This window comes from Alphaproteobacteria bacterium, from assembly GCA_019746225.1.
GTDB lineage: Bacteria > Pseudomonadota > Alphaproteobacteria > Paracaedibacterales > VGCI01 > VGCI01.
In genome coordinates, this window is the sequence record JAIESE010000001.1 from 122,751 (window position 1) to 137,222 (window position 14,472).

Sequence of the window (14,472 nt, forward strand, 5' to 3'; positions counted from 1 at the left end):
TAAGTGTAACGTTGGTTGTCTCATTTTTCATCTATCGCTTGAGATCATTTGAAGAACATATCTCATAATAGAGGCCATTTGTCCAGGTTTTGAAACAATGGATACTAAATCTCATAATGCAAAGCCCTCATTTCACTGGAATTTAACAGAAAATTAAGCACTCCAATCTATACTTTAATAACTGTGTCTTAATCTTAAGGAAAAGAGACGAGTTTGAGTAAATTTTCAACATCAATCATTGCTTGTCTTTTGGCAATCCTACTCGTGCCGACTCTGAAAGCAAGTGCCCCGCTCCTTAAGCCTCTGCCCAGCTCAAAAGTGCTGATGCCCGAAGACATGCGGGAAAAATGGGTGAAGGAAGATCCTGCAAAAAGAGTCTTCGAAGTATCGACATTTTCTTCTGTTCAAAGTGACACCATAAAACCTGCATACACAATTCCTCCCTTAAAGGGGAGTGACGGAGAGAATATCGACTTCCATATCTATCTGCCAAATGCGTTTGTCAACGATGATACAGACATTGCGAGGCCCGTTATCATCCGCGTATACGGGGGGGGAGTTCCTCTTCCGTTGGCGTCAAGGCCAACTATGGGATCCATGGAGTGGACACTTGCCAGCTTCGGTTGCATTGTGGTTGCTCTGCAGGGAGAGCCTGGGCCAAATAACAAGGGAAAGCCTCCCTTTCGCATTAACCCGAAAAATTTTCCATCACGACTCTTCCAGGATATTGAGGAGCTCTATACCTATCTTACAAAAACACCGAGAGATGGTACTCTCTCTCATTTACGTCCCCTCATTCAAAAAGGGAAGACAAAGGTCTTTGTGATGGGTAGTAGTTTTGGGGGTTATGTTGCTGCGCGTTTAGCCACAACACCTCCATACAATCACCTATTTGATGGGTATATTTCCATTAATGGAATTTATGACTATAAAAAATGGATTAACTCATCCACGGTGAAAGGAGTTGGTGGTGAGAGTGGGCACAACTACCTTTTCTCTGAAAACAAATTAATTGATGATACTTACAATCAGGGAATTTCTCCCCTCTACCATCTCGATAATCTCATTCATCCTATCCTCCTTCTCCACGGTACGGGAGATCTTCGCGTCGATCCCCAAGAAATGATTGATTATTTTAAATTTGCCAAGGAAAAAAAGAAAGCCAATTTAGTGAAGTTCCATGCTCTTAAAGAAGCTGGGCATGGCAGCATGAGTGAGGTTCAAAGAGAAAGTTTCTATGAGGTTATTCTTGATTTTGTCGCCCAGCGAATGGATGAAGGTGTCCCTAAGACCCATGGTCCGGAAATCCTTAAAAAGAAGGTTGAAACATTAGTTCGCCAAAAGGTGCAACAATTCAAACTCGACAGAGCAAAGATTCTTTTAAAAACAGGAAGCCCCTTACATCAGAAAACTGAATCAGCTCTCTTAAGCTCTCTTACAGAGGACACCCTTTTTCAAACAGGCAAAAATGACCCTCATAACCACAAACGGTACAATGCTGCTGTTGCCCTTATGGTTGCTTATCGAGCCTCTCTGAGCGCTGACGCAAAACAAGATTTTACGAAAAGATTTGATCTTTGGAAAAGCTATTTTCACCTGCTTGACTGCAAAACCCTTTCCCAATATGTGAAGTGGCTTGCAGATGACTGGGGTATATTTGAAGCCCCCGAAAGCAGTCTGGGTGAGTCCTTATCAGAGATCACCAAAAAACTAACAAATGCACAAATTTTAGGCTCAGAAGAAGAAATTTCCCCCCAGAGAACCAAAAGTAAAGTTTACCAAATCCAGAGAGATCTCCTTGCAGGGCAAACCTTGAGCTTTTTTGATCAGGCCAATCCGTTGGAACAAGGGACTCTTTTGTCCATTATGGATCTTTTACTAACGCGCCTAAATGATAAATATAAAATTCATTTAGACAAGCAATTGCAAGCCAAATTCAATAAACCTTACCCCGAACCACTGGTGGAGCAAAAACCCAGAGTGATCAAAGAGCCTCATTTGCACTGTGTAAGCTCGGTTGATACAAGCGACCCTAACCTATTGCAAGTTGCAAAATCTGAAAGACTTACAGACGTTGTTAAATATATTCTTGAAGACAAAGATCCTCTTATTCAGGCTGCTCATTATGGATTAACAGACGAGGTTAAGACACTTATTGAAGCTGAAAAACAAAAGAATCTTCAAGGTGTCGGGACCTTCCTGAATCATAAAAATGTTAACACTATGGATGCCTTAAGTACTGCAATTAATAATGGGCACGCAGACACCGCCTTGGCACTCATTCAGGCAGGTGCCGATCTTGACCAGATAACAACTCAAATGGGTCAAACCCCCCTCATTCATGCTGCCTTTGCAGGAATGACAGACGTCGTAAAGGTCCTTATTGAAAGAAAGAAAAAAACAAGCAATCCTCAAGACTTTTTTAAGTACCTCAGTTACAAAGACATAAAGGGCGTAGATGCCATGTTCGCCGCACGTAATCGTGGTCATGAGGCGGTTGCCGCTCTTCTTAAAGAGGCTGGAGCCGTTGATGTTGGCCAAGACGGTCGCACGCAATTGATGATTGCAGCTGCCAAAGGGGACACAAGTGAGGTTCTTAATCTTATCGCCCTCGAGAAAAGAAAGAGCCCCATAAAATTAGCAAATTATCTGAATTATCAAGAAAGGAATCACCTAAACGCCCTTGGATACGCCATTCATTTTAAGAAGACAAAAACAGCGCTCGCCCTCATTGTGAGTGGTACGAACCTTGATGAGTTGCTGCAAGGTAATAACACGCCTCTCCATATTGCTGCCATATCAGGCGAAAAAGAGGTTGTTGAAGCCTTGGTTAAGAAACTAAGGGGGGTTAGAACTAAAGAAGAGTTTGAAAAATACCTTCATTTAAAGAACGACGCCGGCCAAGACGCCATAACAGCTGCTGCCGATAATCACCATGACGACATTGTCCAACTTCTGCAGCAAGCTGGAAAAATGCCGACCTAATGTCAATATTTTGGCCACCAACCCCCCAAATTTCCCCTATCCCTGCGACACGGAACCTGAGATAATAAAAGTATAAAAATAGACTAAAATAAGTTCATAGATACCATGCGTCGTTTTAGAAAAGCAAAAATAGTTGCCACTTTAGGGCCATCGAGTGCAAGCCAGGAGATGATCTCCAACTTGTTTTTGGCCGGCGTGGACGTGTTCCGCCTCAATTTTTCCCATGGCTCTCATGAAGATCATCTGCAGACGGTCAAAATAATTCGCGCCCTCGAAAAAAAAGTCAAAAGGCCCATCGGCATCCTTATGGATTTGCAAGGACCTAAGCTTAGAGTCGGTAAATTTGCCGATCATCATGTGACATTAACAGCAAAATCCCCCTTTCGCCTTGATATGGATACGACCCCCGGCGATGAGACCCGCGTGAATTTGCCCCACCCAGAAATCTATTCCTGCTTAGAAAAAGGAACGGATCTCCTGCTCGATGATGGAAAATTGCGTTTGCGGGTGAAGTCTTGGGGGGCCGACTATATTGAAACGGAAGTCATTATTGGGGGCGAATTGTCCGACCGCAAAGGCGTCAATGTCCCTGGGGTGATTTTGCCCATTTCCGCGATGACGCCGAAAGACCGGGTGGATCTGGATTTTGGTCTTTCCCAAGGGGTAGACTGGGTTGCCTTGTCGTTCGTTCAACGCCCGGAAGATATTCTGGAAGCCCGCCAGCTGATCAAAGACAAAGCTAAGATCATAGCCAAGCTAGAGAAACCTATGGCGATCCAGTACCTTCATGAAATCATTGATTTGGCCGACGGCATCATGGTGGCCCGTGGGGATTTGGGCGTTGAAATGGCCCCTGAAGATGTGCCCAGCATTCAAAAGCGCATCATTCGTCAATGTCGTGTGGCTGGAAAGCCGGTCATTGTGGCCACGCAAATGTTGGATTCCATGATCTCGAACCCCTCCCCGACCCGCGCTGAAGCGTCTGATGTCGCAACCGCCATTTATGATGGTGTTGATGCGGTTATGCTCTCGGCCGAATCGGCTTCAGGGAAATACCCGGTAGAAGCCGTGTCGATGATGGATCGCATCATCTTTCGAGTTGAACAAGACCATGTTTATGCACAAATGCTCGAAGCAACCCGACCTGAACCCCTTGCCAACATCCCGGATGCCATCACAACAGCCGCCCGACATGTCGCCCATACCATTAGCATCACGGCTATGGTGACCTTCACAGATTCTGGGGCAACCACTCAACGGGCCGCGAGAGAACGCCCAGAAGTCTCCATTCTTGCAGCGACGCCCAACATCACAACCGCCCGTCAACTTGCGTTGCTGTGGGGTACCCACCCTGTTCTGACAGAACAGATCCACTCTTTTTCTGAAATGGTCAACAAGGGCTGTAAAGTCGCCTTTGATCAGAAATATGCAAAAGCCGGGGATCTGATTATTGTGATTGCTGGGGTTCCCTTTGGCGTATCGGGGGGCACCAATATTTTGAGAATTGCAAAGATTGAAACTTTTTCGGAGGACAGTTAAATGACAACGACAGCAAATCCCCAAAAGATCCTAACAATCCAAGAAGAGACCCTGCCCCGCTGGGACTTGAGTGACTTTTATGCCTCTTTCAAGGACCCTAAAATCCAAGCGGATTTAGATCAAGCTGAGTCAATGACAACTGACTTTGCAAAGTCTTACGCTGGCAAATTTACCCCGACCGGATCCTGGTCCGGCAAAGACTACGCATCAGCGATTCAAGCCTATGAAAAGATTGATGAGCTTATGGGTAAACTCATGAGTTATGGTTATTTGCTCTTTGCAACAAACGTTAGCAATCCCCCGGTTGTCCAGTTTTTTCAAATGATTCAAGAGCGCGTCACAACCATTTCCTCCCATCTTATTTTCTTCACCCTTGAGCTCAATCAAATTGAAGATAAAACTCTTGAGAGAGCTTACCTTGAGAGTCCTGAATTGACGCGCTACAAGCCTTGGATCGATAGCATTCGATTATTTCGAAAGCACCAACTCTCTTCGGAGTTGGAAAAGCTCTTGCATGAAAAATCTGTGACGGGACGTAATGCCTGGGTTCGTTTGTTTGAAGAAACCTTGGCTGGTCTAAAATTCCCCCATGAAGGCGAAGAATTGGCTCTGGCCGATATTTTGAGTCGCTTCAGTCATAAAGATCGGCAAGTCCGGCAAGAGGCAGCCCACGCCTTGTCAAAAGGCCTGAAAGGCCATACATCAGTCCTCACGCTTGTCACAAATACCCTCGCCAAAGATAAGGAAATTGAGGATACTTGGCGCGCATTTCCCCATCCCGTAGCATCTCGAAATTTGTCCAACCAAGTTGAAGATGAAGTTGTAGACGCACTTGTCAAAGCCGTAAAAGCTAACTATGGCCGCCTTTCCCATCGCTATTACGCCATGAAAGCCAAGTGGCTAGGCTTACCACAGCTTGAGTATTGGGATCGCAATGCCCCCTTGCCTGAGACCGATCACACGCTCATTCCTTGGGCAAACGCGCAAGAAATTGTTCTCGAGGCCTACCATTCCTTCCATCCGGAAATGGCAACCATCGGGCGTCGATTCTTTGATTCTCCTTGGATTGATGTGCCCTCCCAAAGCGGGAAGGAATCGGGCGCCTTCTCCCACCCGACGGTACCGAGCGTGCACCCCTACATCCTATTGAATTATCATGGAAAAATAAGAGACGTCATGACGTTGGCCCATGAGCTTGGTCATGGAATTCACCAAGTTTTGGCCGCCGACCAAGGGTACCTACTTTCTGGAACCCCCTTGACGATTGCCGAAACAGCTTCCGTATTCGGAGAGATGCTCACCTTTAAAGCCCTGCTTGCCAAAACAACTTCCCCTGCCCAACGCCGTAGCCTTCTCGCCTCCAAAGTTGATGACATGATCAATACCGTCGTGCGCCAAATTGCTTTCTTTGAGTTCGAACGTGCGGTTCATGAGCGCCGTCGAGCCGGAGAATTAACAGCTGAAGATATTGGAGATATTTGGGTGTCCACCCAAAAGGAAGCCATGGGAGACGCTGTTCATATCGACCCCATCGTTCGCCCCTATTGGGGATATGTTTCCCACTTTATTCATGCCCCTTTTTACGTGTATGCCTATGCCTTTGGGGATTGCTTGGTCAATTCATTATATTCCGTCTATGACTCTGGATTTCCCAATTTCCAAGCACTTTATCTCGATCTCTTAAAAGCAGGCGGCACAAAGCGATATCCTGAACTGTTAAGTCCGTTTGGCTTGGATGCCAAAGATCCCGCCTTCTGGAACCAAGGTTTGAACGTTGTAGCTGGATTCATTGATGAACTAGAGCGTCTGTCCTGATACATAAACAACAGTTGCTCGAGGTAAGGTCCATATATCATGAAGATCACTCGAATTTATACAGGTGATGACAACCAATCCCATTTCGAGGATATTGACATACCCCTGGAAGACAATGGGGACATTGGCAAGCTCTCACAATTCATCCACGCAACAGGCGTCATCTTTCGTGAAACCCCCCCAGACTACTTCTATGAGTGGCATACAGCGCCCACACGCCAATACGTCGTGATGCTTGAGGGAGATGTTGAAATAGAAATTGGGGATGGAACCCGGCGTCAATTCACGAGCGGCAATATCCTACTTGCTGAAGATACCAAGGGCCAAGGACACATTTCACGCGCAATTAACAACAAGACACGCAAATCTCTCTTTATTACCCTAGACTAACGCCTATATCTCTAATTTTTATAAATTTTTCTCAAAAGGGGGTTGATTTATTTCAAAACAATCCCATTTTATCCCAAAGAGGCCTCTATTCTCAGATGGGATGATGATGATGCTGAAAAACTTTTTAACAAATGAAGAGGGACGAACCAGCTGGGAACTTTCCCTTGTTGGATTCTTAGTTCTGTTTAGTTTTTTCGTCATCATCTTTCACTTCTTTGGCGCCCCGCCCCTTTAATATCACTCAAAATTTAACGAATTAATCTCCCGTTAACCATTTATTAATTTCTACCGATCATCATGGGACGTGGATAGGGTAATTTTATGATTACTTTGAATTAATTTGTAAAATTAGAGGGAGTATTGTTATGAAAAAGTTAAATTTATTTGGTCTTGATGAAAAAGGTGGTGGACTAATTGAGTATGTTCTTATTATTAGTCTGATCGCGCTTGCCGCTATTGCCGCTATGACAACTGTTGGTACAAAAGTTAATACCAGCATGACAACAATCGGCAACAAGCTATAAATAGTCATTAAAATGAATGGGTTGGGTGGTTGATCGCCATTTATATGGTGAACAAGTTCCTGACCCATTCACACTTCATTAAACATTTTTTCAGCCCACCCCCTATTCTCTTCTCACCCGCCGTTTTAAAAATTTCTTACTCACTTCTTTGAATTATAACAGTTCCTTTAACCGCATCTTAACAAATCTTGCGCCAAAATAATGATGTAAGTGAATTAAATGTTTAATTAATTAGACTTTGTTAAAAATGTCGACGTGGTTAAAAAAATATGATGATTAAGGGAGTAGAAAAATGAAAATGTTATCTTTATTCAGCAAATCAGAACAAGGTGGTGGTTTAATCGAGTACACGCTTATCATTGCTTTGATTGCTCTTGCTGCTATTACAGCAATTACAACTGTTGGTACAAAAATCAACACAAGCATGACGAACGTTTCTAACAAGCTATAAACCACGAAGAAAGAATTATTTCTTCGCATTTATCGCTAGGTTAATTGGCTCCCCTTTTTGAATATGGGGAGCCAAGGAAACTTTGTAGCTTGACGATACTCTGAATAACAGGGTGAGGGGGGTTCTTATGAATACCGCAGCAACGACAAAGACATCTTTAACGCAAGCCTCTTCACAAGAGAGCATAAACAATCGTCTCATGCCCTTGCGTTCGATGATCTATAACGCTCTGATGATCCGGATTGATCCAAATACTGCTGTTCAAATGACCCCTGGTGAGCTTCAGCAAGAAACAGAAGATTTCGTTGTCCAATTTGTTAATTCCCAAGGGGTTCAACTGAATCGTCGGGAACAAAAGCAAGTTGCAACAGACATCGTCAATGACATGATTGGCTTTGGTCCTCTTGAACAACTCTTAAGTGATGATTCTGTCACTGATATCATGGTTAATGGACCCGAAATGGTCTATGTGGAACGCCAAGGTAAAATTGAAAAGACCTGGGTCACCTTTCGCGACCATGCCCATATCATGCAAATTGCCCAACGCATCGCCAACCGTATCGGTCGACGCATTGACGAGGCCAGCCCCATGGTTGACGCACGGTTGCCAGATGGAAGTCGTATCAATATTATTACGCCTCCGGTATCCTTAAACGGCCCTGTTCTCTCCATTCGTAAGTTCTCTCGCAGATCCATCGATATCAACCTTATGGTTAAGCAAAAAAATCTCTCCGCAAAAATGGCAGAATTTCTCCAAATTGCGACAACTTGCCGCCTAAACACTTTGGTCTCTGGAGGAACAGGTTCGGGGAAGACGACTCTATTGAATGCATTGTCTGAAATGATCAATCCGAGAGAACGTATTGTCACAATTGAAGATGCAGCTGAACTTCGTCTCAAACAACCCCATGTCGTCCGTCTTGAAATGCGTCCTCCCAACGTTGAAGGGGAAGGAGCAATCTCCATACGCGATTTATTGAAAAATGCCCTACGTATGCGCCCTGACCGTATCATTGTTGGTGAGGTTCGCGGTGAAGAAACCATCGACATGCTCCAAGCCATGAATACGGGTCACGATGGTTCTATGTCCACCATCCACGCAAACAGAGCCACAGATGCTTTACTGCGCTTAGAGAACATGATTACAATGTCCGACTCTGGTGTTCCAGGAAAAGTAATCCAAGCCCAAATAGCGGGCGGTGTGGATATGATCGTGCAAATTGAACGTATGCGCGATGGCATTCGTCGTATTAACGAAATTATTGAAGTTGTTGGGCTTGAAGGAGACAAAATCAAAACTCAAACTGTGTTTGAATTTGCCTATAGTGGGGAAGATAAAAACGGCCGCCTCACAGGTGACTATGTACCTCGTGAAGGTGTTATTCCAACGTTTATGGAAAAAGCCAGGTATTTTGGCTTAGACCAAAAATTAGCACAAATCATGGGGCTATCATGACCCAGTCTTTCCTTCTGGCAATTCTGGTTACCATTAGTATTACGGTGTTTCTCTATGTCTTAACACTTTCTCTCCTTTTCCCCATGATAAGAGCGCGTCGCCATTTGCGGGAACGTTGGGAAGAGTATGGGTCTGCTGTCATTGAACGTTGGGAGAGAACCTCAAAAAAGCTTGAGGACCGGCGCATGAGATCACTCCAAGTAGAGAGCAGATTAAAGGCTTTTCTCGCCCACCCTTACCCTTCTTTAAAAATGATAAAACATTTGTTTTATCGAAGCGGTGTCTTCCCTAATCTTAAATTGCACATCATCTGTCAGGCCTGTGGCATCCTTATCGGAACAGACGCTATCTTCTTGACGTTCAAATTCTCTTTAATCAACTCGTTTATATTGGGATCTTCCATCTCATTATTGGGACATTATTTCTATTTAAGAATCAAAGAAAGTCTGTGGAAAAAAGCATTTATCAATATTTTCCCTCTTTCCTTAGATATCATCACCCGTGGCCTCAAATCTGGTATGACACTTGGTCGTGGTATTGCCATGGTTTCAGAAGAAGTAGAAGAGCCTGTGGGAGGTGAATTTAACTACATGGCCTCCCAATTACAGATTGGTATCACCCCTGATGATTCCTTAGCGGAAGCCGCTGCTCGGATCGGCATTGATGAATTTCGATTTTTCTCATTAGCCCTCATCATTCAACGAGAGATGGGGGGAAGCCTTGCAGATATCTTAGGAAAATTGTGTGAAGTAATTCGAGAACGAGATCGCTTTCGTAAAAAAGTATGGACCCTGTCATCAGAAAGCCGTGCAACAGCCCTCATTGTCGGAGCACTCCCTCTTGTCATCGGAGTTCTGGTTGAGTTTATTAGTCCGGGGTACATGAAGTTCTTCTTCACGGATCCAACAGGGAAAATCTTGTTGTGGGTCTGTGCTGGATTATCGTTCACAGGTGGTTTTGTTATTATGCGCATGATGAAGGTGGAGGCGTAAAGAATGCCAGAAATTAACTTCATCATTTTCCAATCTCTAAACATGGCAATTGCTGCAGGCATTAGTATCTTTGTTCTTTTTTATATGACTGGAAAATTGTTGTTTACTTGGCCAAAGCTAGATGCTCGTTTAGAGCAGGTACGTGCAGATTATAGTCTAGCTAACCCTCACTACTTAAAAGAAAACCTTAATTATACATTCATGCAGACGAAGAAAAAGAAGGACAAGAAAAAAGGGGATTTTAAGAAACGCATCATCGACACCATCCTTAAAAACCCCTTTCTAGATGAAGAAAACATGAAGACAAGTTTTGAGCAAGCTGGTTGGCACGCAAAAGAAACACAAATTATTTTTCTAACCTCAAAACTGTTAAGCTTCTTTCTAGGAATTGCTGTAGGTTACATTGTGATTAGAACGCGTCCATCCTTAATGGATGCCTCTGGTGCTATCAAATGGTTAATTCTTATCTTAACATCTTTATCCGGATGGCTTGTACCGGACCTCTTTTTAAAAGGGGTCATCAAAAAGCGCGTTGAGCTGATTGAAAAACAATTTCCTGATGCTCTCGACTTAATTATTATTTGTCTTCAGGCTGGTTTGGGACTTAATCGAGCCATTGAGCGTGTTGCAAAAGAAATCTCTCTTTTTGGTAAAGAAATTGGGTATGAATTGATGATTACCAATGTCGAACTAGAGATTATCCTTGACCGACGTCAAGCCTTGCAAAACCTTTACTCGCGCGTTCCGAGTCAAATTATTCGCACCTTCACAACAACCGTTTTGCAATCAATCCAGCAGGGTACCCCAACGTTGCACGCGCTGGATATTCTATCAAAAGAAATTCGTGATACTCGTATGCATAAAGCAGAAACAAAAGCTGCCAAATTGCCATCCTTAATGGTCATCCCTTTGGTTTTATTTGTGATGCCAAATCTTTTTATTGTCCTCTTAGGGCCAGCTATCGTGAGGTTGCTTAATGTTCAATAAATTAACTTCTTCTATCCGTCTCAATAAAATCTTTTCTTGCCAAAAAGGGGCTTCTCTTGTCGAGTTCGCTATTGTTTTCCCTATTTTGATTACAATTATATTAAGCATTTTTGAATTGGGAATCATGCTGACAATTAAAGTCAATATGCAAAGCTGTGTCATGAGTGGCGCATTTTATGGAGCAACAGGCGCGTATACCACGGGATCAACCCGTACAGCTTCCGCCCAAGCCGTTATGACAAATGGTATGTCGTCGATCCTCAACCCATCCAACGTGACAATGACCCTTCAGTCCTACCCTACTTTTGCCATTGCTAATTTGGGGGGTCCAGGCACAGCCGGCTCAGGCAATGCAGGACAAGTCGGAATGTACAAGATGCAATATGCCTATTCCCCCTCAAGTCCTCTTATAGCTGCACTCTTTGGGGGGACAAAAGTTCTTCAAGCAACAAGTTATACAAAAAATGAAGGGACTTTTCCATCATGATCCTTTTCAAGAAATTTCGGCAATTTACACAAGAAACGAAAGGGGCCTCGATGGTCGAGTTTGCCCTTATCCTTCCTTTGTTGTTGACTGTTTCTTTAGGTATCTACGAAGCAACAAATTACATTCTTTTGAATGCAAAATTAAACGAAATTTCTTCTGGAGTTGCAAATTGGGTTGGAGCACAAACAAGCACCGCAACCATTACAGATTGTTTAATAGGAGCCAACTTGATGGGAACGGACTATAACTTTACCACAAAAGGGAAAGTCATCGTCACAGGGTTACAACAGGTTGGAACCTCCACAAGTCAAACCCTTGTTTGGCAACAAGGCTCCCCCGGGGCGTTGAGCCAAATCTCAAGCGGGGGTCAGGCTCCATTTCCCGTCTTAGTTGACAAAAATGTTATTATTGTTGAAGTTTCTTATCAATATCAACCAACCTTTCCCTATCTGGCGGCTATTTTCCCCTCTATAACTTTATCAAAAGTCGCACAATCCGTTCCCAGAGGCTCCGGCGCCTTTAATCCTTTACCCGCAACGTAAAGGAAAATATGAAATGAGGCTTACTGATTCTTTACCAAATCAGAAACTAAGATGGAATAAGGAAAGACTATGCTCATTTTTGAGTCGGTCCCTTTCTTGTATGTGGCCCAAAATCGATACCTTTAAACAAGCGGAAACAGGCTCCTCCTACATCCTAATGGGCCTGTACATACTCCCCTTACTTGTATTATTTGCCATGGCCCTCATCATTGTTAAAATTCACAAAGTCGGTTTGAAGTTTCGGATATTTAAACATAAGGAAGATGGGGGTGTCCTTATTTTAGTGGGCATATTGTTGACACCGATCATATCGATGCTTGGACTCGCCGTTGATACAGCTACTGGCTTCGAAAATAAACGCAGACTGCAAGCAGCTGTTGATGCTGCAGCCAGAGCAGGACTTGCAAATGGCAACGGTGATGTCGCAACCATAACCACGATCATTCAAAAAGTCTTTGCCGTAAATACGACGAATATGAAGAACATTATCGGTCCTGTTATAAATGTCAATACAGGAGCAAATGTAATTTCTGTCTCAGCATCGGTCAAAGTAAACAATACTTTCATGAATATTGGCGGCATTCCTTTAAGCACTTATAATGCATCCAGTAGCGTCCCTTTATCTTTGGGGCCCAGTTCTGAAGTTGCCATTGTTTATGAAGTATCAGGCAGATCTCTTCAAAATAACTTCCATCAAATAATGTGTGATCAATTGATCAAATTTGTGACGAGTTTGCCCAATAACGTCATGGTTAGCATTACCCCCATTGCCACAGAGTTTTTACTAGACTCAAAAACAACAGCTAACAATGCTTTATTTTCACACCTTGATATGGGCAGCAATGATGAGATGGCTAATCCTGGCTTCTTTCCTTTAAACCCCGCTCAGGCTTGGAACACAACAAATTATGGCTCCGTGACTAACCCGTTTTATACACAAGGTCAATATGCTGTCTACCCTACTGACCCTGGTGTCCTCATAAGCAACACTTCGCCAGGCATGTGCAAGCTACCACAACCAAATTACCCCTCGTGTTCATCTATCAAATGGCCAACGAAATGCCCCTCGACGCAAAATATTTCTTGTTCTCAAGTTTATAGTTATGCCTCCGGTAAGGCTTACCCCATCCTCCCGTTGACCCTTAACAAAACGCTTGCTGTCAATTATATCAAGGGTTTAAAAGAGTTTGCAGCCCCATCAGATGGATTTTTTCCATCTCTTTTATCTTGGGGATGGCGCACGATTGACCCAAACTGGAACGATTTTTGGCTGGTCAATTCAGAGCTCAACAACACGTCCAGGTCAATAACGAAATACCCACAACCCTATGGATCAACTTACAAAAGTATGATTCTCGTATTTAATGGAAATCCTTATTGGGATGACTATAAGAAGAACATTTCAAGCATTTATAATAACAAATGTGGAAACTCACAAAAGGTTGTTAACGGTCTAAACCACTGGTTAATGACGGGGTACGGCATGGTGCCTGTCCCAACAAATCGTCAATCTTTTGTGAATGACATTACATGTGAAAATCGGTGGTATAAAACAATGGACAAAGGCCTAGGCCTCAATCTGTCTGATGCCACAAACTATAACTCAACGGTCGACGCATCAACGTATGCCGAAGGTGTATTAAATGCAGTTGGTGCCAAGTTTTACCGAATCTGCAACAATATTAAAATGAAAAATATTGATATTTTTGTTTTATCAAGCAATGACTTACAATCTCTATCAGCCTGCAGCAACTCAAGCTCAAATACTTACACAATAAACAATTCTGCCACCAGCATTTCCAAAGCTTTAGACGAAGTGAGGACGAAGATTGTTGCAAAATCATTCGGCAACCAAACACCTCCGTCAAGTGGAGAGAAAGCTGGTAGCGGATCTGGTGGGAATGATGGATCCCTATCGAGTGGTGGAGAATCCGGCAAAGGCGATGGCAAATCCAACGGAGATGGCAAACCGACCGGCGGTGCATCCGGCAAAGGCGACGGCAAAGGGGACAATAAGTCCAACGGAGACGGCAAACCCACTGGCGGTGCATCTGGCAAAGGCGACGGCAAAGGGGACCATAAGTCTAACGGAGACGACAAACCAACCAGCGATACATCCGGCAAAGGCGATGGTAAATCAAACGGAGACGGTAACCCCACTGGCGGTGCATCCGGCAAAGGCGACGGCAAAGGGGACAATCAGTCCAACGGAGACGGTAAACCCACTGGCGGTGCATCCGGCAAAGGCGACGGCAAAGGGGACAATAAGTCCAACGGAGACGGCAAACCCACTGGCGGTGCATC

The 14,472-nt window shown here is 43.9% G+C and carries 12 protein-coding genes; all 12 read left to right on the forward strand.

The features are described 5' to 3' along the window. Nucleotides 1-213: 213 nt before the first annotated feature. Nucleotides 214-2,985, forward strand: coding sequence for an ankyrin repeat domain-containing protein (locus tag K2Y18_00530; protein MBX9804223.1), 2,772 nt, complete (start codon nucleotides 214-216; stop codon nucleotides 2,983-2,985). Nucleotides 2,986-3,090: 105 nt separating this feature from the next. Beyond that, entirely contained in the window at nucleotides 3,091-4,524 is a 1,434-nt protein-coding gene (gene pyk, locus K2Y18_00535; protein MBX9804224.1) for a pyruvate kinase, read from the forward strand. Further along, complete coding sequence (locus tag K2Y18_00540; protein MBX9804225.1) at nucleotides 4,525-6,339, forward strand: M3 family oligoendopeptidase; 1,815 nt, start codon at nucleotides 4,525-4,527, stop codon at nucleotides 6,337-6,339. Nucleotides 6,340-6,378: 39 nt separating this feature from the next. Next, the gene (locus tag K2Y18_00545; GenBank protein MBX9804226.1) at nucleotides 6,379-6,729 is read left to right on the forward strand and encodes a hypothetical protein; all 351 of its coding nucleotides are present in this window, start codon (nucleotides 6,379-6,381) and stop codon (nucleotides 6,727-6,729) included. A 365-nt stretch (nucleotides 6,730-7,094) separates the two neighbouring features. Continuing rightward, nucleotides 7,095-7,253: a Flp family type IVb pilin gene (locus tag K2Y18_00550; protein MBX9804227.1), complete on the forward strand. Its 159-nt coding sequence runs from the start codon at nucleotides 7,095-7,097 to the stop codon at nucleotides 7,251-7,253. A gap of 292 nt (nucleotides 7,254-7,545) precedes the next feature. Next, the gene (locus K2Y18_00555; GenBank protein ID MBX9804228.1) at nucleotides 7,546-7,704 is read left to right on the forward strand and encodes a Flp family type IVb pilin; all 159 of its coding nucleotides are present in this window, start codon (nucleotides 7,546-7,548) and stop codon (nucleotides 7,702-7,704) included. A 127-nt stretch (nucleotides 7,705-7,831) separates the two neighbouring features. Next, nucleotides 7,832-9,160: a CpaF family protein gene (locus K2Y18_00560; protein ID MBX9804229.1), complete on the forward strand. Its 1,329-nt coding sequence runs from the start codon at nucleotides 7,832-7,834 to the stop codon at nucleotides 9,158-9,160. Continuing rightward, a complete protein-coding gene (locus K2Y18_00565) occupies nucleotides 9,157-10,152 on the forward strand; it encodes a type II secretion system F family protein (protein ID MBX9804230.1) in 996 nt (331 codons plus the stop codon). Before K2Y18_00560 ends, K2Y18_00565 begins: the two co-directional genes overlap by 4 nt. A 3-nt stretch (nucleotides 10,153-10,155) precedes the next feature. Beyond that, nucleotides 10,156-11,139 carry a type II secretion system F family protein gene (locus tag K2Y18_00570; protein MBX9804231.1) on the forward strand — a complete coding sequence of 328 codons (984 nt, stop codon included), beginning with the start codon at nucleotides 10,156-10,158 and terminating at the stop codon, nucleotides 11,137-11,139. Then, nucleotides 11,129-11,626, forward strand: coding sequence for a pilus assembly protein (locus K2Y18_00575; GenBank protein ID MBX9804232.1), 498 nt, complete (start codon nucleotides 11,129-11,131; stop codon nucleotides 11,624-11,626). The genes K2Y18_00570 and K2Y18_00575 overlap by 11 nt, the downstream gene beginning before the upstream one ends. Next, on the forward strand, nucleotides 11,623-12,168 hold the full coding sequence (locus K2Y18_00580; GenBank protein MBX9804233.1) for a pilus assembly protein: 546 nt from the start codon (nucleotides 11,623-11,625) through the stop codon (nucleotides 12,166-12,168). The genes K2Y18_00575 and K2Y18_00580 overlap by 4 nt, the downstream gene beginning before the upstream one ends. Nucleotides 12,169-12,181: 13 nt before the next feature. Beyond that, nucleotides 12,182-14,472 (forward strand): hypothetical protein (locus K2Y18_00585; GenBank protein MBX9804234.1); only part of this gene is annotated, 2,291 nt, incomplete at its 3' end.